22 protein-coding genes are annotated in these 23,732 nt (G+C 43.4%); 12 read left to right on the top strand and 10 right to left on the bottom strand.

Annotated features, from left to right (window positions below):
• The first annotated feature begins 152 nt into the window (after nucleotides 1-152).
• The 8 genes from ugpC to ONB37_10895 all read left to right on the top strand — a co-directional run bounded on the left by ugpC (nucleotide 153) and on the right by ONB37_10895 (nucleotide 8,030).
• On the top strand, nucleotides 153-1,250 hold the full coding sequence (gene ugpC / locus ONB37_10860; protein ID MDZ7400653.1) for a sn-glycerol-3-phosphate ABC transporter ATP-binding protein UgpC: 1,098 nt from the start codon (nucleotides 153-155) through the stop codon (nucleotides 1,248-1,250).
• 239 nt (nucleotides 1,251-1,489) lie between these two features.
• A complete protein-coding gene (rho, locus tag ONB37_10865; GenBank protein ID MDZ7400654.1) occupies nucleotides 1,490-2,737 on the top strand; it encodes a transcription termination factor Rho in 1,248 nt (415 codons plus the stop codon).
• Between the two features lie 273 nt (nucleotides 2,738-3,010).
• On the top strand, nucleotides 3,011-3,238 hold the full coding sequence (rpmE, locus tag ONB37_10870; protein MDZ7400655.1) for a 50S ribosomal protein L31: 228 nt from the start codon (nucleotides 3,011-3,013) through the stop codon (nucleotides 3,236-3,238).
• 317 nt (nucleotides 3,239-3,555) lie between these two features.
• Nucleotides 3,556-4,491, top strand: coding sequence for a DUF1385 domain-containing protein (locus ONB37_10875; GenBank protein MDZ7400656.1), 936 nt, complete (start codon nucleotides 3,556-3,558; stop codon nucleotides 4,489-4,491).
• Nucleotides 4,492-4,507: 16 nt separating this feature from the next.
• Entirely contained in the window at nucleotides 4,508-5,581 is a 1,074-nt protein-coding gene (prfA, locus tag ONB37_10880; protein ID MDZ7400657.1) for a peptide chain release factor 1, read from the top strand.
• Between the two features lie 15 nt (nucleotides 5,582-5,596).
• Nucleotides 5,597-6,466: a peptide chain release factor N(5)-glutamine methyltransferase gene (gene prmC, locus ONB37_10885; GenBank protein MDZ7400658.1), complete on the top strand. Its 870-nt coding sequence runs from the start codon at nucleotides 5,597-5,599 to the stop codon at nucleotides 6,464-6,466.
• Between the two features lie 28 nt (nucleotides 6,467-6,494).
• On the top strand, nucleotides 6,495-7,868 hold the full coding sequence (locus ONB37_10890) for a phosphomannomutase/phosphoglucomutase (protein MDZ7400659.1): 1,374 nt from the start codon (nucleotides 6,495-6,497) through the stop codon (nucleotides 7,866-7,868).
• A 21-nt stretch (nucleotides 7,869-7,889) separates the two neighbouring features.
• Nucleotides 7,890-8,030 (top strand): hypothetical protein, encoded by a 141-nt coding sequence (locus tag ONB37_10895; protein ID MDZ7400660.1) that lies wholly within the window; start codon nucleotides 7,890-7,892, stop codon nucleotides 8,028-8,030.
• A gap of 509 nt (nucleotides 8,031-8,539) precedes the next feature.
• Here the strand turns inward: ONB37_10895 and ONB37_10900 are convergent.
• The 9 genes from ONB37_10900 to ONB37_10940 all read right to left on the bottom strand — a co-directional run bounded on the left by ONB37_10900 (nucleotide 8,540) and on the right by ONB37_10940 (nucleotide 18,412).
• A complete protein-coding gene (locus ONB37_10900) occupies nucleotides 8,540-9,139 on the bottom strand; it encodes a zf-HC2 domain-containing protein (GenBank protein MDZ7400661.1) in 600 nt (199 codons plus the stop codon).
• A 209-nt stretch (nucleotides 9,140-9,348) separates the two neighbouring features.
• On the bottom strand, nucleotides 9,349-9,813 hold the full coding sequence (locus tag ONB37_10905; protein MDZ7400662.1) for a hypothetical protein: 465 nt from the start codon (nucleotides 9,811-9,813) through the stop codon (nucleotides 9,349-9,351).
• Nucleotides 9,814-10,735: 922 nt separating this feature from the next.
• On the bottom strand, nucleotides 10,736-12,121 hold the full coding sequence (locus ONB37_10910; protein MDZ7400663.1) for a sigma-54 dependent transcriptional regulator: 1,386 nt from the start codon (nucleotides 12,119-12,121) through the stop codon (nucleotides 10,736-10,738).
• A 496-nt stretch (nucleotides 12,122-12,617) separates the two neighbouring features.
• Nucleotides 12,618-13,676 (bottom strand): tetraacyldisaccharide 4'-kinase, encoded by a 1,059-nt coding sequence (gene lpxK / locus ONB37_10915; GenBank protein ID MDZ7400664.1) that lies wholly within the window; start codon nucleotides 13,674-13,676, stop codon nucleotides 12,618-12,620.
• Complete coding sequence (locus ONB37_10920; GenBank protein ID MDZ7400665.1) at nucleotides 13,663-14,145, bottom strand: lysophospholipid acyltransferase family protein; 483 nt, start codon at nucleotides 14,143-14,145, stop codon at nucleotides 13,663-13,665. The genes lpxK and ONB37_10920 overlap by 14 nt, the downstream gene beginning before the upstream one ends.
• A 186-nt stretch (nucleotides 14,146-14,331) precedes the next feature.
• Nucleotides 14,332-15,477, bottom strand: coding sequence for a lipid-A-disaccharide synthase (gene lpxB / locus ONB37_10925; GenBank protein MDZ7400666.1), 1,146 nt, complete (start codon nucleotides 15,475-15,477; stop codon nucleotides 14,332-14,334).
• A gap of 169 nt (nucleotides 15,478-15,646) precedes the next feature.
• Nucleotides 15,647-16,654, bottom strand: a complete 1,008-nt coding sequence (locus ONB37_10930; GenBank protein ID MDZ7400667.1) for a Gfo/Idh/MocA family oxidoreductase — start codon at nucleotides 16,652-16,654, stop codon at nucleotides 15,647-15,649.
• A gap of 56 nt (nucleotides 16,655-16,710) precedes the next feature.
• Nucleotides 16,711-17,202 carry a hypothetical protein gene (locus tag ONB37_10935; GenBank protein ID MDZ7400668.1) on the bottom strand — a complete coding sequence of 164 codons (492 nt, stop codon included), beginning with the start codon at nucleotides 17,200-17,202 and terminating at the stop codon, nucleotides 16,711-16,713.
• Between the two features lies 1 nt (nucleotide 17,203).
• The gene (locus ONB37_10940) at nucleotides 17,204-18,412 is read right to left on the bottom strand and encodes a sugar phosphate nucleotidyltransferase (GenBank protein ID MDZ7400669.1); all 1,209 of its coding nucleotides are present in this window, start codon (nucleotides 18,410-18,412) and stop codon (nucleotides 17,204-17,206) included.
• A gap of 175 nt (nucleotides 18,413-18,587) precedes the next feature.
• Between ONB37_10940 and ONB37_10945 the strand changes: the two genes are divergently transcribed.
• Nucleotides 18,588-19,451 (top strand): TlpA family protein disulfide reductase, encoded by an 864-nt coding sequence (locus ONB37_10945; protein MDZ7400670.1) that lies wholly within the window; start codon nucleotides 18,588-18,590, stop codon nucleotides 19,449-19,451.
• Between the two features lie 350 nt (nucleotides 19,452-19,801).
• On the opposite strand, the gene ONB37_10950 is transcribed toward ONB37_10945, so the two are convergent.
• The gene (locus ONB37_10950) at nucleotides 19,802-20,293 is read right to left on the bottom strand and encodes an HAD hydrolase family protein (GenBank protein ID MDZ7400671.1); all 492 of its coding nucleotides are present in this window, start codon (nucleotides 20,291-20,293) and stop codon (nucleotides 19,802-19,804) included.
• 384 nt (nucleotides 20,294-20,677) lie between these two features.
• On the opposite strand from ONB37_10950, the gene ONB37_10955 reads away from it, so the two are divergent.
• The 3 genes from ONB37_10955 to mnmA all read left to right on the top strand — a co-directional run bounded on the left by ONB37_10955 (nucleotide 20,678) and on the right by mnmA (nucleotide 23,723).
• The gene (locus ONB37_10955; protein ID MDZ7400672.1) at nucleotides 20,678-21,130 is read left to right on the top strand and encodes an Rrf2 family transcriptional regulator; all 453 of its coding nucleotides are present in this window, start codon (nucleotides 20,678-20,680) and stop codon (nucleotides 21,128-21,130) included.
• Between the two features lie 145 nt (nucleotides 21,131-21,275).
• Nucleotides 21,276-22,430 (top strand): cysteine desulfurase NifS, encoded by a 1,155-nt coding sequence (gene nifS / locus ONB37_10960; protein MDZ7400673.1) that lies wholly within the window; start codon nucleotides 21,276-21,278, stop codon nucleotides 22,428-22,430.
• Nucleotides 22,431-22,616: 186 nt separating this feature from the next.
• The gene (mnmA, locus tag ONB37_10965; protein MDZ7400674.1) at nucleotides 22,617-23,723 is read left to right on the top strand and encodes a tRNA 2-thiouridine(34) synthase MnmA; all 1,107 of its coding nucleotides are present in this window, start codon (nucleotides 22,617-22,619) and stop codon (nucleotides 23,721-23,723) included.
• The last annotated feature ends 9 nt before the right edge of the window (nucleotides 23,724-23,732 follow it).

Genomic DNA, 23,732 nt, shown 5'->3' on the forward strand with positions numbered 1-23,732 from the left:
GGTTCTAAGACATGAGACACACTTTGTAGGCACGATGGTGGGATCGTGTTCTATGGCGACCAGGTCGGGTTGATTGGCATTTTGTCTTTATAAGAACGACTGTTTTTTTGAATGGCAATAAAAGAAGATGAATTGACCTCCTCGGAGTAGTTATGGCGAGCGTAAAACTTGAGCATGTAACGAAAATCTTCGATAAAAATGTGATTGCTGCAAAGGATGTTAATATCGAGATAGCGGATAAGGAGTTCATGGTATTGGTGGGCCCTTCAGGATGCGGGAAATCCACCACATTGCGCATGATTGCTGGATTGGAAGATATCACATCAGGAAATATTTATATTGGGGATCGGTTGGTCAACCACGTGCCGCCGAAAGATCGCGATATTGCGATGGTGTTTCAAAATTATGCGCTTTATCCCCATATGACTGTTTATGAAAATATGGCATTTGGTCTGAAACTGAGGAAATATCCGAAAAAAGAGATCGACCAGCGAGTGAATGAGGCAGCCGAGATTTTAGAGATCAAAGATCTGCTGAATAGAAAACCAAAGGCGCTTTCTGGAGGGCAGCGACAGCGGGTGGCTGTCGGACGAGCGATTGTTCGCAAGCCCAAAGTATTCTTATTTGATGAACCGCTCTCTAATCTCGATGCTAAACTTCGCGTTCAAATGCGCACCGAAATATCAAAGTTGCACAATCGTCTGGAGACGACCATGATTTATGTCACCCATGATCAGATGGAGGCTATGACCATGGGAGACCGGATTGTGGTCATGAAAGATGGTATGGTCCAACAAATCGATACCCCGCTCAATTTGTATCATCGGCCGATCAATAAATTTGTAGCAGGTTTTATCGGAAGCCCATCGATGAATTTTATGACCGGAGTGATTCGTAATCAAAACGGTCTGATATTTGATGAGGGGCGACTCCAGCTTTCTATCCCAACGAAATTCCAGCCAAAGTTGCAGCCCTACGAGGGGCGGTCGATCATCTTTGGAATTCGGCCTGAAAATATCTCCTTACCAGGCTTTGCCCCCAATTCGGCAACTACGGTCAAGGCTACAAGTTTGCTGGAAGTTGTCGAACCGATGGGAAACGAAATCTTTTTATACTTTCATTCAGGTAAACATCAATTTGTCGCTCGAGTCACTGCCACAGAAACCCCTGCTGTAGGAAAAGAGATTGAAATCATATTTAATATGGAAAACGCTCATTTTTTTGATCCGGATACTGAACAACATCTGTAAAATATTGCTTCAATCTCCAGATCGCGTAATGACAATTCAATTGTGCAAAGAAAACTGTATTGATGAAGCCACTCACAACTTCAATAGCAGCCGCGGTGACCAAAACCACATGCTAAATTCCAATTCAAAACCGATAATCGACGGAATTGACTAATTGCATCACTAAAATAAATCTCTTAAATAAACCACAGAAGAAAAATAAATCATTTTCAGCTTAACATTAAAAAAAGGATGATAACATGGATATTGCTGAATTAAAAGCATTGAAAATTTCTGAACTGACAAAAGTAGCTCAGGAGCTGAATATCTCAGGAGCATCTGGGTTAAAGAAACAAGAGTTGATATTCAAAATCCTTGAAGAGCAGACCAAGCAGGAGGGATTGATATTTGCGGAGGGCGTATTGGAAATTTTGCCCGATGGCTATGGGTTTCTGCGCTCCCCAGATTATAATTACCTTCCTGGTCCTGACGACATTTATGTCTCTCCCTCGCAAATCAAGCGCTTCGGGTTGCGCACGGGTGATACTGTTTCTGGTCAAATCCGACCACCAAAGGAGAACGAACGCTTTTTCGCATTGCTCAAGGTCGAGGCCGTCAATTATGAAAACCCCGAAGAGGCGAAGAGCAAAATTCTATTCGATAATCTTACGCCGCTTTATCCCATGGAACGGATCCAATTGGAATTCGATCCAAATAATTATTCCACGCGCATTATGGATTTACTAACACCAATCGGCAAGGGACAACGCGGTTTGATCGTGGCGCAGCCAAAAACCGGAAAAACAATGTTGCTCCAATCGATCGCCAATGCAATTACGGCCAATCATCCAGAAATTAAGCTCATTGTGCTACTGATTGATGAGCGACCTGAAGAGGTGACCGATATGGAGCGCTCGGTGAAGGCTGAGGTTATCAGCTCAACGTTCGATGAGCCAGCCGAGCGGCACACGCAAGTGGCAGAAATGGTGCTAGAAAAGGCCAAACGGCTGGTTGAATACAAACACGATGTGGTGATATTGCTCGACAGCATTACGCGACTGGCCCGGGCCTATAATACCGTTGTCCCGCACAGCGGCAAAATTTTATCTGGTGGTGTTGATGCCAATGCACTCCATAAACCGAAGCGGTTCTTCGGCGCAGCTCGAAATGTCGAGGAAGGTGGCAGCCTTACTATTATTGCAACTGCTTTGATCGATACCGGAAGCCGCATGGATGAAGTGATCTTCGAGGAATTCAAAGGTACTGGCAATATGGAGTTGGTGCTGGACCGAAACCTTTCCGATCGACGCATTTTCCCGGCCATTGATATCAATAAATCAGGGACAAGAAAAGAGGAGCTGTTGCTTTCCAAGATGGAGCTGAATCGCGTCTGGATTTTGCGTAAATTATTGAGCGACTTCACGCCGATCGAGGCAATTGAGTTTCTCCTTGAGAAAATGCGCAGCACAAAATCGAACAAGAAATTCCTGGAATCCATGCATTCCTGATTTTTTGCTTGCATTGAAATGAAAAGTTTCTTATATTTGACCGCTTTTAAGTTATTGAGTTTGCCTACGATTCTGTCCAATTTGTTTTAGCGTTTTCGTGGCGTTAACCAGTTTTTATTGAGGTCAGAATAAAGACAATCTACATTCGACGATTCAAATAATTACATAAGATGAATCAGAAGCGAACTTGTGATAAAATGATCCGATTTTTTGATGAGACATAAATCAATTGATGAAGTTATATTTAATGATGCGGAATGGAGGTAGATTAAGTTGAAGGATAAAATTCATCCAAAATACGTGGTTGGAACCGTGACGTGTGCGTGCGGAAATACGTTTCAGGTTCGTTCAACGATTGGAAATATGAATTTGGAAATATGTTCCAATTGTCATCCCTTTTTCACTGGCAAACAAAAACTGGTCGATTCTACTGGCCGGGTCGAAAAATTTATCAAAAAGTATGGCTTAAAGGATAATTCAAAGACCAATCAAAATTCTTAGCTGCCAGATTGTAAAATTCAGGAACGGAATATGAACATCGATCTGTGGTGGATCTCGTATTCCGTTTTTTATTATCAAAAGAAGATCAGGCTCAAAATTAGGGACATTAGAAATCCGCTTAATTTTGAGCTGCGGATGATAAAAATGAACTTGAATGATGTCATTCGCAGGGCAATTTTTCAATTATCATAAATTCAGCGCAGGCGTCGAGCATTGATTGTCAGCTTGGTTATTTGATAATTAAAATGAGTGGAATTTATCCCTTCGCCGCGAATCTTATTCATTTATTGGCTAATTTATTAACCCAGGAGTTATTCTTGACGAAATCTGAGAAGATGATGGTCGGTGGTCAGGCGATCATCGAAGGGGTGATGATGCGATCTCCAGAGCGCGTTGCCATGGCAGTGCGCCGGCCTGATGGAAAAATTTTATTGAAAAACAGTCCATATCAATCATTGACGCGGCGAAATCAATTTTGGGGTTTGCCAATCGTCCGAGGGGCTGTTGTGCTAATAGAATCGATGGTGCTTGGTATCAAAGCGCTAACTTTTTCAGGCGATGTGGCAGCGTCAGAACCATTGCGAGTTGCAGCTCAAAAAAACAAAAGCGGCATTTCAGCAGCTTGGATGATCATTACCATAGCTGTTTCGCTGACGGCGGGCTTGCTATTGTTTTTTTATCTGCCGCTGATGCTGACGGATTGGTTGGGGGCAAGAAATGGCTTTTGGTTTAATTTAATTGATGGCATTATTCGAGCAGGAATTTTTATAGCGTATCTTCTGCTGATTGCAATGTGGAAAGACGTGCGCCGAATATTTCAGTATCATGGAGCGGAACACAAGACCATCTTTGCTTTTGAGGATGGAAAAGAATTGACAATCGAGAACTCGCGATCCTATGCTTCCCAGCATCCTCGGTGTGGAACCAGTTTTATTTTAATGGTGCTGTTCGTCAGCATCTTGGTGTTTATGTTGTTGGGGCGTCCCGAGACGATTGCCGATCGTTTGATCCGTTTAGCACTTGTACCACTGATCGGCGGCGTCTCGTATGAGCTGGTCAAATTGTCAGACAGGGCAAAGGACCATCGGTTGGTCCAGTTATTTATCCTTCCAGGGCTTTGGCTCCAAAGAATCACTGCGCGCGAGCCAGATGAATCAATGTTAGAAGTTGCGCTGGTTGCGTTGAAAAGTTCGTTAGGGCAGCAACTTGTCGATGGCGCGAACGTGGTGCTATTTGAAGAGCCTAATCCATAGTATGAGAGGGGAAAAAATGTTCGAAAAATTAAAGAGAATCAAAGAGCGATATAACGAGCTGAACGAAATATTGAGCGACCCAAACATTTTTAAAGATCAGAACAAATTTCGGAAATTATCGAAAGAGCGAAGTGAGTTAGAAGAGATCGTGAGAAAATATGATGAATATGAGAAGATCGTTAACCAAATTTCCGAAGCTGAGTCGATTATCGAAAAGGAATCAGATCATGAACTGGTGGAACTGGCTGAGTTAGAGTTAAAGGAACTGCGCGAACAAAGGGAGAAGGTCGAACAAGAGCTGAAAGTGCTATTGATCCCTAAAGATCCAGAAGATGAAAAAAATGCTATTGTCGAAATTCGGGCTGGCACAGGTGGTGACGAGGCATGTCTATTTGCAGGGGATTTGTACCGAATGTACATGAAATATGCGGAGCGCCAGGGTTGGCAGACCGAAGTGCTTTCCTCTCACCCACAGGAGATCGGTGGGTTTAAAGAGATCTCGTTTTCGGTGAGCGGACCGCAAGCTTATGGCAAGTTGAAATTCGAAGGCGGCGTACATCGTGTTCAGCGCGTGCCCATTACTGAGGCGAGCGGCCGAATCCACACTTCGGCTGCATCAGTGGCGGTGCTTCCCGAGGCTGAGGAGGTAGACATTACCATTGACCCAAATGATCTTCGAATCGATGTATTTCGTTCGTCAGGGCCAGGGGGACAAAGCGTCAACACCACCGATTCTGCGGTTCGGATTACCCACATCCCGACTGGAATGGTGGTCACTTGTCAAGATGAAAAGTCGCAACACAAAAATAAAGCCAAGGCGCTAAAAGTGTTACGAGCCCGGCTTTATGAACAAAAGAAGCAAGAGGAGGAGGCGAAGCTGGCAGCCTCACGCCGTTCCATGGTGAGCACGGGTGATCGGAGTGCAAAAATTCGCACGTTCAACTTCCCCCAGAATCGCGTCACCGATCATCGTATCAATTTAACTTTGTATAAGTTGGACAAAATTCTCGAAGGCGAACTTGATGAAATCATTGAGCAGCTTCAAATCGCCGATCGCGCCGAAAAGCTAAATCAATCAGATTTCGATTAATGTAAGAGCAAAAAAGTGCCTTACCGCGTGCTCGAAATTTTAAAACTAAGCGCTGATTATCTGGGAAAAAAAGAAATCGATAATGCCAGATTAAATGCTGAGCTATTGTTGGGCCATCTCCTAAAGCTTAATCGGGTCCAACTTTATTTGAATTTCGAGCGACCTCTAACGCCAGATGAACTCGAGCAATATCGGCAATTGCTCCGGCGTCGTGCGGCTCATGAACCCATTCAATATATTTTAGGGGAGACCGAATTTTTTTCTTTAAAATTTAAGCTTAATCAGTACACTTTAATTCCCAGGCCCGAAACGGAATTACTAGTGGAAAGAGTTATCGAGCTATGTCAGGACCGATACGGCGCTGATAAAACAATTTCGATCTTCGACATTGGCACTGGGTGTGGGAACATCGCGATTGCTTTGGCGAAACATTTGCCGAATTCTCGATTGATAGCGGTTGACATTCAGCCTGAGGCAATAAAAATCGCTGGACAAAATGCACTGGCTCATGAGGTATCGGACAGGATCAGATTTGTTCAGCTCGATATTTTTTCAGATGCTTGGCCGGTAACAGAGCTGTTCGATGTCATCGTCTCAAACCCGCCTTATGTCTCGCGACATGAATTTGATCAACTTCCTAAGGAAGTCAAGGATTTTGAGCCGTACATTGCACTGGATGGTGGAACGGACGGATTGGATTTTTATCGGAGAATTGCCCAAATCGCGCTGTCGCTACTTTCACCTGTTGGATTTATAGCAATAGAAATCGGTGCCCTGCAATTCGAAGCGGTACGCGAATTGTTCGATAGCACTCATATCTTTCGATCGGTGGAATTGGTTCGTGATCTTAATGGTCTGCCAAGGATTGTTATGGCAAAAAAATAAAATCAAGGCTTGAACTGAGGAGGTAACTGTGATCAATCCAAATATCTTCCGAGAATACGACATTCGAGGGATTGCTGAAACTGAACTAACGGATGAGGTGATAGAACTTATCGGTCGTGCGTTCGGCACGTTTATGGGGCGCAAAGGACGAAAAATATTCATGGTCGGTAGAGATGTTCGTCTCTCTTCAGAACGCATCAAAAACGCGTTGATTCGAGGCATTACCGCAACAGGCGGCAATGTGATCGATATCGGAGAAGTGCCCACACCAGTGCTATATTTTTCGATCGTTCATGCCAAAGCTGACGGCGGGGTAATGGTGACAGGAAGTCACAATCCGATTGAATTTAATGGTCTCAAAATGTCCGATGGCATCGCTTCGATTTATGGTCAAGATATTCAAAAGTTGAGAGTGATCATCGAACAGCATGACTTCCTGACTGGCTCCGGTCAGGTAGAACAGAGAGATTTTTTGCCGGATTATATTGCGACGATCAAATCCAAAATAAAAATAGGTCGCAAGTTAAAAGTGGTAATTGATGCGGGGAATGGAACTGCTGGACCTGTGGCACCCCAAATCTGGCGGGATCTCGGTTGTGAAGCGATTTGTCTTTATTGTGAACCCGATGGTCGTTTCCCCAACCATCTACCCGATCCAACGGTACCCAAATATGTCAAAACATTACAACAACAAGTTATCACCGAGGGCGCGGATCTTGGAATCGGTTATGACGGGGACGCGGACCGCATCGGAGCCATCGATGAGAAAGGCAGAATGATTTTTGCCGACCGATTGATCGCATTGTTTAGCCGTGATGTACTCCGTCGAAACCCCGGAGCGAAGATTGTTTTCGATGTAAAATGCTCCCAAGCGCTTCCTGAATATATCAGTCGCTATGGCGGCCAACCTTTGATGTGGAAAACCGGTCATGCCCTGCTCAAGGCCAAGATGAAAGCAGAACATGCCCCGTTCGCCGGAGAGATGTCCGGCCATCTCTTTTTTGCGGACGATTATTTCGGCTTTGATGATGCAATTTATGCCTCCGGAAGATTGCTCCAGATACTCAGCCATTCCAAACAAAAGTTGTCTGAAATGATTGACGAAATCCCCTATTTTGTTAGTACCCCAGAAATCAGGGTGGAATGCTCGGACGATGCCAAATTCGATGTCGTTGCCGACCTCGCTCGCAGTTTTAAAAGCCAATATGAGACGATTGATATCGATGGTGCAAGAGTGCTATTTGGTGATGGCTGGGGGTTGGTAAGAGCATCAAATACTCAACCAGTGCTAGTGCTCCGATTTGAGGCTAAGGACGAGCACCGGCTGTCTCAAATCAAACAAATTTTCAAGCAAAAGTTGAGAGAGTACCCATCAGTGAAATTTGAGGATAGCGAATTTTAGGGTTGAGGAGGTGAAATAGACATGAGAAAAAGAATTGCAAAAAAAATCCTGAAGAACCAAGGACTATTAAGTTACACTGAGCAACAAATCAAAAAGGCGCAAAAAACAATGGCAAAATTTAATCAGCAGAAAGAAGAAAAATCAAGCCAGCCAGTTAATTGATATTTATCATCATTCTTTTCTTCTAGTACTGTGAGCAAGTTAACCAAATAGTGACCACGGAACAAAATCGTCAAGAAAGCCAAATAAGCTCAATTGATGTTTTTATTCCGTGGTCTTTTTTTGAGTGAACAAAATGAAAATCGCCGAATCGATCAACAAAGCTCGACTAAATTTGCTCAACTTCGAAATAGCACTCACCGCTTGATTTCAATTAGCCTGAGCCAAAAAAGATCTTGTCATCGAGGATCAACAATATGAAATTATAAAAAAGTAAGATGGCTAAATTGCATTTCAATCCACTAAGCTTAGAGAGAAAACTGAAGGGCGCGGTTGGAGAAACAATTCAAAAATAAAAAATGGTCTGAAACAATGGTAGATTTAGAGCTCTGATTTTGTAGGCATTATATAGAAAGTATCTTAGTACAAACAAGCCGTCTTTATTTTCTGATTCACATGATATAACAATCCTAACAATCTTTTGGATTGATTCATGATCTTATCAGAATTGACTACGATCGCTTTGTTGTAATCAGCAAATGTTGGTCTTCGAAAGTTTCGATATCGATTTTTCCAATTTCGATTTTGCCGATTTCATCACTCACAAAACTGATATCGCTAGATTCGAGTTTTAATTCAACATTGCTAAAAAGCTTTTCGTCCTTTGCATACAGAAAAAGCGTGGTTTCGTTCGTTTTAGTGGATTGAATTGCCCTGACATATATTTCTTTTTCGCCGAGCGGGATGCAATCGAGATCCTCTATATCGACAGTTGCATCCATTTTTGTGAGTAGCACAATTTCCGCCTGATATTTCAATATCTCCTGATTTTCATCTGCACTATTGGGTTGAAGCAAAATTCCTGCTATAATGACCTTATCTTTTTCGAGATCATGAACCAATTTGAAAGCAACATTTGATATGGGTTTTTTCTTTTCGTGATTTAGAATTGCATAATATTGTGCTAATTCGGAAACCAGCGCGCAGCATTTGGGGCAAATTTCGAGGTGGTTTGCTATTTTTTCTCGATCAGTTCCAGTCAGGAATTGGTTCGAAACATAGGCCTCGAGAAGTTGAACGTCAGGACAACCTTTTTCATTTGTAATTTTCATGATCGATATAAGTAAACCGAATAAATTAAAAAGTGCGAGCAATATCCGCTAACATGGGATTGCCTTGGGCGTTTCATAATAGTAAAATGACAAAATGATGTACAGCCTTAAATTGCAAATCACATACCAGCATGATGTTACTCGCTTTTGAATACCTTGTTTATTTACTACATTTTTATATACAGACAATTGTTCTAATTTACGTAAAATTAGAGTAGCTCTTTTAATTTTTTTCTTAACGACTTTTTAGTAATTTTAACAAGGTATTCAAATATCGATCGTTCTTTTTCCCGATATTCCTGCTGAGTTAGATCTGGAAGGTATCTCTTCAGATAACGAAAGTTAGACTCGGTTTCCTTTCCTTGGGTTAGTTCATTAACAAAATCCACAATAGCCTTGCAATATATTTCAGCTTTCTCAGGAGTGATTTTTTTCTTTCTGAGATATTGCTGATTGATTTTTTGATGAATGATATTTATGATAGTTTCATTGACCTGCTCAATTTCTTTCGATTGAAGATCGCTTAATGGAGAATGCTCATCAATGTCGTTTGATAATTTTTCACGGACATGTTGAAAAGTGACTTCTCGAATGATCGTCGCGACCACATCGATGGCTAAATATGGCTGATAATCAGGAAAACTTTCTACGATATTTAACATTTTTTTGATCATATTTGCTACCGAATCTCCAGGGATATATTTTTCGAGAAACTCCTGGTATAGTAGCTTCTCTGGGATAGAGCATTTCAACAAACGCTGTCCCATAGGAGAAATGGAAGTCTGATTTTCGGGATCGGGATCAGTTTGAAAAGGCGAGTCTTCGGAATTCGACTTAGGAACAAGATAAATAAATTCCCGTCCCATTTCTCGAAAAGAACGAAGATCGGAGCATGTTCGGATTGCAACTTTGATATTTCGGATGATTTTCGCCCCTTCAGGATCACGCTCTCTGAATATCCGAGATAGTTCTTGTTTGGTTTTTTTAACAATGAGTCTTCGGAGCATGCTGGATGCTTCTAATTCGGTAAACGGAGCATTAGACCGGATCTTGGGGATGAAATAGCGTTGTAATTGGATAAATTCCCCCTTTTCATTTCTCATAAATAAACCGGCAATGCAATCGATCGCGACATCGTGAAGCTCGTTCAATCCTTCTGCTTTTTTGGGACGAATATTCTTCCCGATGACCTCTAAGTATTTGAGATAACTGACGGCTATTTTTTGAGAAATGTCGATGAATTCTGTGAGCTCACTGGCAGAATAATTGCAATCACAGATCTTACGAACTAATTGAGCTAGTTTTCCAGATTCCATGCAATCAATAGACTTTTGGTGTTCATATTAAAAAATATGGTCATTGTCCATTGACTGCAAAGATTATACCGCATAATATTAAGAAGTTATAACTATTTAAAAATTTATAGGTATTATTAATAATAGATTTACATTGCAATCAAATAGAAGTAGATTGTCCTGCATGTCTATCCTTGAAACAAATGTTTCACTGTAACACAATCGCAATATATCATAAATAAAAATGGCTGAATGGATCTGCATTCAGCCCTTCTAAGGTATTCAGGTTTCATCAATATGACTATTTTACAATTGGCAAGCCATATTTTTTTGCCTTTCGATATATCGTTGCCCGACCAATCCCCAGTTTTTTGGCAGTTTTCGAAATGTTCCCTTCATTTTCCAATAATGCTTGTCGCAGCGCTTCTTCTTCTAGTTTTTCAATCCAACTGGATAAGGTATTGTCAGATTCGTATAATTTTTTCTCGCCTAAAGATCGAACGGCGGCGGGCAAATCCTTCGGCGTAATCTCATTGTCTGAGGCTAACACCACAGCGCGCTCAATTGCATTCTCCAGCTCGCGAACATTGCCAGGCCAATTATAGGCCATAAGCAACTCTAGCGCATCTGGCGAAATCCCCTCAATTTGCTTATTTTCTTGTTCATTATATTTTTTGAGGAAATGGGCAGCAAGAAGCGGAATATCCTCCTTTCGCTCGCGCAATGGGGGCAATTTGATTGGAAAGACGGAAATTCGATAATATAGATCCTCTCGAAATTCTCCTTTTTTCATAGCTTCTTCTAAGTCTTTATTAGTTGCTGAAATAACGCGGACATCTACCTTGATGAGCTCGGTGCCGCCAACCCGTTCAAATTCTCGCTCTTGCAAAACACGCAGGACCTTTGCTTGAGTCGTTGGCGACATCAGTCCAACTTCATCCAAAAAAATCGTGCCCGTATTCGCTTGTTCAAATTTTCCGATTCTTCTTCCTACTGCTCCCGTAAAAGAACCTTTTTCATGACCAAATAGCTCGCTTTCGAGTAATGATTCTGGTAATGCAGTACAATTCACTGCGACGAATGGTTTATTCGCGCGTGTCTTGCTATGATAGTGGATGGCTCGGGCAATCAATTCCTTTCCAGTCCCACTCTCCCCCTGAATTAGCACAGTCACATTGCTATCAACAACCTTTTCAACGGCCTTGAAAACCTCCTGCATTACGCCGCTTTGACCAATAATATTTTTAAAAGTATATTTCTGTTTCAGTTCACTCTTCAGCTCGTCGACCTCACGTTTTAGTGAGCTGGTCATTAGCGCATTTTTGACTGTGATGAGCAATCGATCACGATCGATCGGCTTGGTAATAAAATCGTAAGCCCCTAATTTCATCGAACGGACGGCGCGCTCGATCGTCCCGTGGCCTGACATCATGACTACTGGAATTCGAGGATCAAATTCCTTAACCCGCTTTAATGTCTCGATCCCGTCGATCCCTGGCATCTGAATATCCATGAGGATCAGATCTGGCAATTGTTCTCTAATATATTTTAAACATGCTTCGCCATTTATCACCGTGGTAACTTCGTATTGTTTTTCCAGTGATAGGATGCTTTTTACCAGCGTGCTGATGCTTTTATCATCATCCACGGCTAAGATGTTATATATTCTTCCTGTCGTCTCTGTCACCTTTCGCTCCTATTCAAATCCTACAATTCATTCTGGACATATAATAACAAAAATAATTCAATTTTTCAAGCTTTTTTTTCATATTAAAAATTCATATTTTCACTAAGGCTTCAGAAAAATGAATTATATCATAAAAAGAAAATAAAATGCTTTTGGGCTGATTGACAAAGATTGCCATTTCAATCGAATAACTCGCGCGTTCTTATTTGCAAGACTTCGGCAGAAAAGGACTTGTCTATTTAAAAATGCCTCATCCAAAATGAGCTCAAAAGAAATTTAAGACTTTTAGCATACTGGTTGTTGATAATCGCTCTAAGCTTTCCTATCGATAGAAGCAATATTCGATGTCATCTCAGACATATAATAATTGAACAAATTTGCTATTTGATGGTGGCGCTGATCTGAAAATATGGTTTAAATTATAGTGATTGAAGGCTAAACGCGTTTCCACTTGCTTTAGAAAATCTGCTAAGTGTCATTGTATCGCTTTGAGTTATCAGCTTCTTTCAAAAAAAGCCAGCGACCTATCTAAAGTCATTTGTGCTTCGGCAGTTAATCGGATCTCAATGGTCAAATAGAAGAATTGCTGATTTGGGTTTAAAATTGGTAGTAATCGAACAAAATCTTTTTCCGTAGTGAGAATGAGATCGATGTCGAGTTGCTCCGATAGTTGCATGATGGAATCAATATCGGATATGGTAAATTGGTAATGATCTTTATAACATTTATGATGAACGATCACTCCACCGAGTGACTGAACTGTCCTTTCGAAGGATAATGGGTTTGCGATGCCAGAAAATAAAAGCACTCGTTTTTCACGTATCGCACTTGCTTCAAATTGTTGATCGGCTGAACTTTTGACGATCGCAGCCGGCTGATGTATGCTTGTGATAATTGGACTCTGACTATGGTTACGAATTTGCTGGATCAACTTTTCTAAATTTTTGGCTTGATCAACTCGGGATAGCCAGATTAGATCGGCGCGGGACAGGCTGCTAATCGGCTCTCGCAAAAAGCCAGCCGGGAGCAGATAGCCAGAACCAAAACCCACGCTGGCATCGATCAGGACGATATCTAAGTTCCGTTTTAGCCGGCGATGCTGGAATCCGTCGTCAAGCAAAATGAAATCTGGGTGAAAATTTTGTTGGATAAATTCAGCACCTTTAACCCGATCCGCTTCAACAACTACTGGGATTGTAGGAAGCTGACGTGCCAGTAAATAAGGCTCATCTCCGCCTTGCTTGACATCAGTCATTAAATTTTTCCCATCGGAAACAACAATGGTCCCCTGACTCTTTCGTCCGTATCCTCGGCTGAGAACCGCGACTTTGAATCCTCTTTTTGCCAGGTATTTAGCTAAAAAACTGATCACTGGTGTTTTGCCTGTTCCACCGACCGAAATATTACCCACACTGATGATTTGACAGTTTTCTATCTTTATCGACCGAAGTATTTCTTTGTCGTAAAGGCGATTGCGAATCCAAATCACCAAACCATATAGCAATGATAGAGGAAGCAATCCGCGTTGCCAGCCGCGATATTTAAAAATATTCATCCGCTGTTCTTTCCAAGGAAATCATCTCTTGTTCAAATTTCTCACGAATTTGTTCTAATTGGTCAGTGGGAAAATCTTTGCCGACCCGTACCGGTTCTCCATAGAGCATAACGCATTTGGCAAACGGCAATGGTAAAACAAAGCGATCCCAACTATTGAAAACAATTTTACGATTGGCCGAAAACGTAACTGGAACAAGGTAAGCCTGACTTTGTTGGGCAATATAAAGGGTCCCGGGCTTCAAATGATGTCGCGGGCCTCGTGGACCATCGGGAATGATTGCTCCCACGCCATTCTTGCTAAGAATATCGACCATCTCATGGAAAGCTTTATTCCCGCCTCTGCTGCTTGAGCCCCGAATTGTGCGATAGCCAAGCCTTTGAAGGGTCTGAGCAATGATTTCCCCGTCGCTATGGAGGCTCACCATCGGCGTAATTCCTTCGTTTCGGTGCACGAAAATCGGGATCAAAATCCTTCCATGCCAAAGCACATATAAGATGGGAACATGCTGTCTTTGCAAAGCAATGACTTTTGCCCGATTAATGAGCCGAATCGAGCAAAGCTTTCCGATCAATAGGATTATTAACCATCCCAGCTTGGTCGCTAAATAGAAAACGATTTTTTTCTTGCTGAATGTCATGGGAAAAGCATAAAATTATGAGCCACTTTCAGAGTTCATCGTATCAATGGCGAGTTTTGCCGATCGAGTCGATGCACCCGGCGTACCTAATTTTTCTCTTAAAATTGCTAAATTTTGGATCATCTGATTCCGATAATCCTGATGAAACAAAATTCGTTTCATCTCTGGCACCAGATAGTTTCGATGAAATCTCCCCTGAATGAACTCAGGGACTATCTGACGCCCAGCAATAACATTGACAAGTCCGATAGAGTTAATTTTGATAAGCTGTTTGCCGATAAGATAGGATATCGGATCCACTTTGTAGACGATGATCATCGGTGTTCGGAACAGCGCGGATTCAAGCGTGGCTGTCCCAGAGGCCACTAATAACAGATCGCTATTTTTCATGATGTCATAAGTTGAATTTTCAATCAATTGGATCGGTGCATGGTTGTGCAATATTTCTTGATAAACGTTAAGCGGTACACTATCCGCCTTGCTAACGACAGCTTGAATAGATGGATGCTCTTCTTTTAGTTGAGCGAGGCTGCGAAGCATCTCCGGCAAGAGCCGTTTCACCTCCAGTACGCGACTTCCAGGCAGGAGACCGATGAGCTTCTGATTTCGATCGAGATGATGCATGGAGAAAAAAGTATCACGATCGAGCTTTGAGGCAACGATCTCTAATAAAGGATGTCCAACGAATTGTGCATCAAGTCCGGCATCCTGAAACAGTTGGGCTTCGAATGGCAGAATTACGGCGATCTTGTCGATCAGAGAAACCATCTTTTTGATCCTGCCAGAGCCCCAAGCCCACACCTGCGGTGCGATGTAATAAAATACTTTAACGCCCCTCACTTTTGCTGCCTGAGCAAGTTTTAAATTCAGACCTGGATAATCAATAAGAATGAGCAGATTCGGGTGCTCGGCCTCCATAATTTCGACCAGGTGCCGATAGACTTTTTGAAAGAAGGCGAACCGCTTCAGTACATCCCAAAATCCCAGAACGCTCATTTCGTTGATATGATACAAGAGTTCTGTTCCGTTCTGCCGCATCCGATCACCGCCCACACCAAAAACTCGCAAACCTGGTTGCAATTTATATAGCTCCCGAACGAGACCCGAACCATGTAAATCCCCCGAAGCTTCGCCAGCGACGATCATGATCTTTTTTTGCATAAGCTATTATTCCATTTTTGCTCTCTTGCTGTGAAAATGGCTCTGCAGAGAGGATGAACATGAATCATGGCGATTGTCCGTCAATTCGTAAATGTGATGTGGTAGTTCTGCAGATCGCCAATTGTCAGAAGCAGGGAGAAATGACTGACCGAATTAAGGAACAACGCCATCAGCCGATTAGCTGCCGCATCTGGGATTTGATCAAATCGGTGATTGCCAGAGCAACGCGGAGAGCTTCTCTTCCTTCTTCCCCACTCACCTCTGGCCGGGTGCCAGAGCGTATTGAATGGATAAAAGACTCCAGTTCAAGCTTCAAGGCATTGGCTGCTTCGATCTGGCGGCGTTCGTAGATAATCTTTTTCGGCAATCCTGCTTGATTGAGCTGCCCAAATTCGATTGGAAATTGATCTGGACGAGCCGGAGCCGCCGTTGCGTCCACCAATTGATATATTTCAGAGAACTTCTGAAGAAAGTCGATACCAATATAGGCATTACGTTGGAACAACCGCATTTTTCGCATTTTCTTCTGTGAAATTCGGCTGGATGTGATATTAGCAACACAGCCGTTCTCAAAGCCAAGTCTGGCATTGGCAATATCCACTTCATCTGTGACCACGGCAACGCCGCTAGCATCAATTTTGGTAACAGGATTTTTCACTAAATGAAGGATGATGTCGATATCATGAATCATTAAATCCAGTACGACGGCCACATCGGTGCCCCGCGGATTAAAGGAAGCCAGACGATGGCTCTCAATGAACATGGGTTTCAACTCGAAATCCTTCAAAGCTAGAATCGCGGGATTGAACCGCTCGATATGTCCCACCTGAAGGATCAGTCCCGCCTGGCGCGCTAATTCGATCAATTCATCGGCTTCAGCCAAAGAACTGGTGAGCGGCTTTTCAACAAGACAATGAACGCCGCGTTTCAGACAAGCACTGGCGATTTCAAAATGGCTTGTGGTCGTTACCACAATGCTGGCTGCTTGAATGTTATCTAATAGATCTTCTAAATTCTCATAGGCAATCGTTTGAAATTCAGTGGCTACTTGTCTTGCGCGGTCATGATCGATGTCGAAGACACCGACAAGTTCAATGTCAGGGATCAGTCGATAGTTTTGGACATGAAGCCGACCCAGATGGCCTACGCCGATCACTCCTATCTTGAATTTATCCAAATTTTCCTCCCTCGTTGTTCAAAAGCATTGGGAATTTAAAAAATAATTTGAAAAAATCAATCAATTTTTTTAAACGCAGCCAGGTCGATCTCGTGCCAGCCTTCCTCAAATGGGAGGGGAGAGCGTGACCAGATTACGATATCATCTCGCTGAGCGAATTGACGTTGCAGCCGTTGAAAATATGCTGCCCGATCAGACCGATCGAAGGCGAATTCATCGAAGTGTTCGACAAGCGGCTGAATATGTTTGATGTCGAATATGATGAAACTGCCTTCGTCCACACCAAAAATGATCTTTCGACCTTGACTTTCAACATCCCAGAATTTGACCATGGTCAAATTTACATCATAACGGCCAGGTCCCTGTGACAATGGTACTAGGCCAATGAGGCCGCCATAACCCTCAGGGAAAAGTAGCTGCTCTAATTTTTGAGCCGCTTGTTCAGGCGTTTCTAGAAAATCGATTCGCTTGATCTGCTGTTGATCCGCCATTTTCAAATAAGCAGGATCCATCACAATGAGATAGCCGGTATCACTGTAAATTTTCATCTCAGCTCCTTTCTTCGTCTATTAGATCATGTTTGACGATCTGCCCGATTTGTGTCCATAGGCCTGGCCAGATCTTTCTGCCAGGATATACTACCGTGTTCACACCGGTCTTCACATTATCGGCGATGATGGCGCCAAGCTTTTTCAATTTGGTATCAACTAATTTACCTTTGACTTGAGAAAGCACTGTTTTGCCATCATGTCGAACGTTAGCAGAAACAAAGCCAGCGCCCAAATTGACATTTTCCCCAACGATAGAATCGCCGACATAGCTCAAATGACAAATATATGTTCGATCCATGATAATAGAGTTCTTAATCTCCACATTGTGACCAATGACGCAATTCGCCCCAATAGAGGTGCAAGCGCGGATGAAAGAATTTGGCCCGATGATGGAATTTCTCTTGATGATCACTGGGCCTTCGAGATAGGTGCCCGATTTGATTCGTGCCCCTTCCTCGACGATTACCGGCCCATTGATCTGGACATTGGGTTCAATAATCCCTTTAATCTGGCTGCTGGTCCATTGATTCATGAAAAAAGCCTGCGAATGGAGAAGGTCCCACGGAAAGCCAGTGGCAAACCAAAAACCCTGAATGGGATGGACGTAGAAATCATGATCGCGGGCAAGATTGAGGATTGAGGTGGTGATTTCGATTTCTCCCCGTTTGCTCAGCGGGGTATTTTTTATATATTCAAAAATGGTTCGATCGAAACAATAGCATCCGATATTGGCCAGATTGCCCACAAAAGTCTCAGGTTTTTCAATTAAATCGATGACCCGATTTCTCTCGTCCACTTGATAAACGCCAAATTGCGAGGGATCTTCCTCATAGCGCACTAATGCAGCATATTGATACCGAGAGAGTTGCTCGATATCGTTGCGGTGATAAATATCATCGCCGTTCATAACAAGGAATCGATCCTGAACCAGCGGTTCTGCCATGAGAACGGCATGACCAGTCCCCAGTTGCTCCTGTTGTTCGCAATAGCGGATACGAATATCCTTCCATTGCTCTTTCAACGTATCCCGAATCATCTCCTGGCGATATCCAACTACCAAAATGACCTCCGATACGATCCCTCGCAATTGCTCTAACAAAAATTCAATGATGGTTTGATCGGCAATCGGTAATAACGGCTTCGGTCGAGTGAGAGTTAACGGATAAGTCCGCGTACTCTTGCCAGCAACAAGTATAACAGCTTGCATGACAACCCCTCCTAATTTGCTCGTCTTTGGATGCAGTTTTGGGTTTAAATTGCTACTGAAGATAAAAATTATTTTGAGATAATCAAGTAGAATCTTTTGGGTGACCCAAAAAATATCTTGCTTTTCAGCTATTTATTTGCTAAAATTACAAACCAGAAATTAATTGGAGGGCATCATGAGACAAGCGCTATTGGTCATCACTGGATTCGTGATGATGCTTGAAATTAGAACCAGCATGGCACAACAAATTCAGCCGGATGAACGGGGATATATTGTAAAGATTGGCGATCAAATTGAAGACCTTCGACTTCACATGTTAGATGGGAGCGAGAAAAAATTATCCGATTTTCGAGCCTCGGTCATTGTGCTCAATTTTTTTGCTTCGTGGTGTACGGTTTGTCGCCAGGAAATCCCTCATATTGAAAAAGAGCTTTGGCAGCCATTTCGGGACAAAGGGTTATTGATCTTAGGCGTGGATTATAAAGAGAGACCCGATACAGTCCAACAATTCGTTGAACAGATGGGCATCAGCTATCCGGTCGTTCTGGATGAGCATGGCGAGATTTTTAATCGTTTTGCCCGGGGAGGAGTTACCCGAAATGTGGTTTTGGATAAGGATCGAACCATCATTTTTTTAACCCGGCTGTTCGATCAAAATGAATTTGAGGCCATGAAACAAAAGGTTCGAACTACCCTCAATTTTCCTGTTGAAAGTAATAGCATCAAAGAGGAACCAGCAATGGAGAAAATTTATTTGAAAGATCTGGCTGGCACCAATAAAAAGGTGCTATTGCAATACCAGGGCAAGCATCCAATTCATCTCGAAGGCCGAATTAACCGAAAACGATGGTGGGGCAATCTGGAGATCGGTGTGTCGCTATTTGAAGAGGATATTGTTTCTCGCCAATACGATAAAAAGACGCGCACCCTCCGGCTGGGCTATCGGCATTATGAGGGCGTCAGGATTGCGATTCTTCCCATGACCGTGTTCAAAGTGCCGAACACTATCGAGCAAGTTGTTGTTTACGACGTAGAATGATGATTTGAAATTTGATTCGAAATGCGGCCTAAAATTTTCTCAGGTACACTCATAACGTGTAGACTTATAGCTAATATCAATAACTTGACTTTTGGTGTCTCGTGTGCGAATTTAGGCGGTGCTTCCCTTATTCGAAAAAACAAAAGAGCAGTTGGGATTCGCAGGAGTCAAGGATGTAGATTCATTTTCCAGAACTCGATATACATATCTCCAGATGGTTGGCTTGAGATAAAAGCTGAGGGTGGATCAAAAAACTCCTGCAGCTTAGCTCACAAGTCCCATCAAATTCGCTTCAGCTTGGCTCGAGCTCATGATAGTATTTGTTTGATAGCACCTTCTGCAAAACTATCTCATTGTCGTAGGGTGGCAAGGCATCGCAACGGGTGGAGCAGCAAATCAAGCCCGTCGAGGATATCGGAGACAATAATATTTGCGGCTTGAATAGCGTTGAACGATGCCCCTTCTTGTCCAATAACAGCGATACTGAGCCGGGCTGTTTTGAGCATCAATCGATCATTATTGCCATTGCCAAAAGCCACAACATGATCAGCACCAAGTTTTTCGAGATAGTGCTTTTTTTGCTTCGCTTCATTATTTTTAGATAAAATCTCCAGCTTTATCGGAAGTCCCTGAAGCTGATCTCGGGCGATGCCGAATGTATCCGCGGTGAGCACATGGAGCTCAATGGTTGCTGCCAATTGCCGCAAACGGTCACTGACACCAGGGAGCAAAATTCCGTCCTTTGCCATTGTTCCATTATAGTCTGCGACGAGATAGGAGAGTTTTAAGCGGCCAAAAGTGGGGATATCGAGATCGATCATATCGGACTCCAGTTTTACCATGTTTAATATCACTGTGGATTTCTGCTGAACCAGCCCAATCATGCGATTAACTAGCCAGCCAGGACTAATAGGCTCTCATTTGAACATCTGAAACTGCAACCAGATTCTTCGTTTTTTCATTCATGCTGAAAAAGCTAGTAGCTTCCAATTCAATCATGTTAAAAAATTCCCCGAACAGAAAGAGGATAAATTTTTGTACAGCGAATTTAGCGATCGGCACAGAAAGGATCAAGTGAATTTTTCTCAATTAAAAAGATTTTTCGAACCTCAAAAAAACAAACCTCACTTTCTTGACTCAATTGGCTGGGGCAAAATTATACTTGACTATTTCAGTCGAGTATATTATATTTAGCGCCCATTATTCTATCCAAGGAGAGTTGAGCTGTGAAGCTTTCCACTCGAGGAAATTATGGCCTGCGCGCGGTGTATGAGATAGCTCGGCACTATGGAGAGGGCCCTGTTAAGATTAAGCAGATTTCGGTTCAGCAAGACATTCCGATGCGATATTTAGAGCAATTATTGTTGCGGCTGAAACGAAACGGAATCATTAGAAGTATCAGAGGTCCAGCAGGAGGATATATGCTGTCCGATTCCCCGGCCAAGCTTAACATTGGTGCAGTACTTCGGGCTTTGGAAGGGCCGCTTCAATTGGCTGGCTGTGCACAAGGCGCCGATAGAGACCATTGTCAACGGATGACCGATTGTATCTCCCATATCTTTTGGTCGAAAGTTGAGTCGCAGTTGCAACAATTATTGGACGATTTCAATTTATCGGATCTTGTGCGCTTGAAGGACGAGTGGTTGGCATCAGCGAGTAATGGGTCTAATTGTGATTAGGTGCATAGAGGCGCTATTGAATGGCGATAGAGCGCTTAACGATCTTATCAAGGTTTCAGCGCCATATAATCGGCAATGAGGTCCCAATACGCAAGGAGCCATGTTCTAGCTAAGGACAAGATTGCTTAAATTTCGTGAGGCGAAAATGAGAAGAGTGTATTTCGATCATAGTGCCACAACCCCAGTAGATCCAGCCGTGGTGGAGGCGATGCTACCGTTTTTGAATGAGAAATTTGGGAATCCATCCAGCATCCATTCATTCGGTCGTGAGGCCAAAGTGGCGTTGGAAGAAGCGCGGGAGATTGTGGCCGATTTTTGTCGGGTGCGAGCAGCCGATATTTATTTCACCAGTGGCGGCACGGAATCGGATAATATGGCGATCAAAGGGGTGGCATATGAGCTGAAAAACAAAGGCCGCCATATCATCACTTCAAAGGTAGAGCATCATGCTGTGCTCCATACTTGCGAATTCTTGGAAAAGGAGGGCTTTGAGGTGAGCTATGTGGCCCCCGATTCCTATGGCATGATCCATCCTGAAGCGGTAGCGGAGGCGATCCGAAAAGACACAATATTGATTTCTATCATGCATGCGAATAATGAGGTGGGTACGATCAATCCCATCGAGCAAATCGGGGCTCTTGCCAAGGAGCGGGGCATTTTATTCCATACTGATGCAGTTCAGACGTTCGGAAAAATTCCAATTGATTTGTCCAAGCTCCCAGTTGATTTGATGTCCATGTCCGGGCATAAGATATATGGCCCTAAGGGCATTGGGGTGCTATACGTGCGCAAAGGGGTGAAATTGGTGCCACTCAGCCACGGCGGTGGGCATGAACGCAATCGGCGTCCTGGGACGGAGAATGTGCCTGGAATTATCGGCCTGGCAAAAGCGGTTGAGCTGCGCCGAGATCGGATGCAATCGGATAATGAATATGTCGGTCGGCTCCGGGATAAATTTCACGAGTTGATCAATAAATCCATTCCGCGAGTGATCTTGAATGGTCATCCAGAAAAGCGCTTGGCTGGGCATCTGAATCTATCATTCCAGGGAATAGAGGGTGAAGCATTGTTGCTCAGTCTCGATCTAAAGGGTGTGGCGGCATCCAGCGGCTCCGCTTGTACCTCTGGCAGCATCGATCCATCCCATGTCTTAACCGCGATGGGGATCAAACCAGAGATCTCACGCTCGTCAATCCGATTTACTCTCGGAAGAGATAATAGCGAAGAGGATGTCGAATATGCGGCCTCGATTTTGCCTGAGATTGTCCAAAGGCTGCGCAGTATGTCGGCATTGGAATGATCTCCTGTTGTTTTTCAACATGAGTTTGGATGGATGAGTGAAGATTTGTTTGGATTTGTATTCTGGCTGATCGTTGCGATTTTTATTTTTCGCTACCACATCAGTTCGACAGAGCAACAATAAGTTATTCGTTAACGATCAATCGAAATTGAGTTGAAAATATTTGTGACGCGCTTTAAATCATCTATGGACAAAGGCAGATCTGTAGCAGTTGCCATGAGCGGCGGGGTAGATAGCTCTGTGGCTGCGGCGCTCCTGCGGGATCAGGGATATGATGTTATCGGCCTGACCATGCAACTTTGGGATTTTGATCGGGTCGGTGGAAATGTTTACAGCGAGACAAGCTGCTGTTCTTTAGAGACGATGTATGATGCAAGAGCGGTGTGTCAGACGCTAAAAATTCCCCATTATGTAATCGATACCCGGGATGATTTTGAAAAACTGGTCATTGAAAACTTCGAGTCTGAATATCTTAAAGGTCGCACCCCCAACCCTTGCATTTTATGTAATAGCAAAATCAAATGGCAAGTGCTGTTGCAAAAAGCGGTTCAACTTGGATGCGAGTATTTCGCCACGGGGCATTATGCGCGGGTTCAATTTGATCCAACCAGTGGCCGATACTTGTTGTTGCGCGGCGTAGATCGATCAAAGGATCAGGCCTACGCATTATGGGGACTCAGCCAGAATCAACTGAGCAAAACCATTTTCCCGCTGGGGGAACTGAGCAAAACTCAAGTCCGCGCCATTGCTGAGCGACTGGATCTCAAGACAAAACACAAGCAGGAAAGCCAGGAGATCTGTTTTATCCCCGATAATGACTACCCTCGATTTTTGCGACAGCGCAATCCAGCTCGATTTGCTGAGATCGGCGAAGGCGTAATTATCGATCGGAACGGGACGGTTTTGGGCCAACATAAAGGCTACCCCCATTACACCATTGGGCAACGAAAAGGCCTGGGAATAGCGGTCGGAAAACCGATTTACGTGACTGAAATAGATGCAGCGCGCAATCGAATTATGGTTGGGGAAAAACATGAATTGAACAGGCCAGGCCTCATTGCCAGTCAGGTTAACTGGATCGCCTTCGATCAATTGCAGGATTCAATAAATGTCATCGCCCAAATTCGCTATAATGATCCAGGTCGACCCGCCACGGTGTCTCCGATCTCGAGCAATTCGATAAAGGTTGTATTTAAGGATCATCATCAGGCGATTACTCCAGGCCAGTCGGTGGTGTTATTCGACGGTGATATCGTGATTGGAGGGGGAGTAATCGATCAAGTTCTATTTTGAAGAAAAGCT

Source organism: candidate division KSB1 bacterium, assembly GCA_034506395.1.
GTDB lineage: Bacteria > Zhuqueibacterota > Zhuqueibacteria > Thermofontimicrobiales > Thermofontimicrobiaceae > Thermofontimicrobium.

Coding starts and splice junctions, on each gene's coding strand:
- ugpC (MDZ7400653.1), top strand. CDS start 153: ATGGCGAGCGTAAAACTTGAGCATGTAACGAAAATCTTCGATAAAAAT.
- rho (MDZ7400654.1), top strand. CDS start 1,490: ATGGATATTGCTGAATTAAAAGCATTGAAAATTTCTGAACTGACAAAA.
- prfA (MDZ7400657.1), top strand. CDS start 4,508: ATGTTCGAAAAATTAAAGAGAATCAAAGAGCGATATAACGAGCTGAAC.
- ONB37_10895 (MDZ7400660.1), top strand. CDS start 7,890: ATGAGAAAAAGAATTGCAAAAAAAATCCTGAAGAACCAAGGACTATTA.
- ONB37_10900 (MDZ7400661.1), bottom strand. CDS start 9,139: ATGAAAATTACAAATGAAAAAGGTTGTCCTGACGTTCAACTTCTCGAG.
- ONB37_10905 (MDZ7400662.1), bottom strand. CDS start 9,813: ATGATCAAAAAAATGTTAAATATCGTAGAAAGTTTTCCTGATTATCAG.
- lpxK (MDZ7400664.1), bottom strand. CDS start 13,676: ATGAATATTTTTAAATATCGCGGCTGGCAACGCGGATTGCTTCCTCTA.
- lpxB (MDZ7400666.1), bottom strand. CDS start 15,477: ATGCAAAAAAAGATCATGATCGTCGCTGGCGAAGCTTCGGGGGATTTA.
- ONB37_10935 (MDZ7400668.1), bottom strand. CDS start 17,202: ATGAAAATTTACAGTGATACCGGCTATCTCATTGTGATGGATCCTGCT.
- ONB37_10940 (MDZ7400669.1), bottom strand. CDS start 18,412: ATGCAAGCTGTTATACTTGTTGCTGGCAAGAGTACGCGGACTTATCCG.
- ONB37_10945 (MDZ7400670.1), top strand. CDS start 18,588: ATGAGACAAGCGCTATTGGTCATCACTGGATTCGTGATGATGCTTGAA.
- ONB37_10950 (MDZ7400671.1), bottom strand. CDS start 20,293: ATGGTAAAACTGGAGTCCGATATGATCGATCTCGATATCCCCACTTTT.
- nifS (MDZ7400673.1), top strand. CDS start 21,276: ATGAGAAGAGTGTATTTCGATCATAGTGCCACAACCCCAGTAGATCCA.
- mnmA (MDZ7400674.1), top strand. CDS start 22,617: ATGGACAAAGGCAGATCTGTAGCAGTTGCCATGAGCGGCGGGGTAGAT.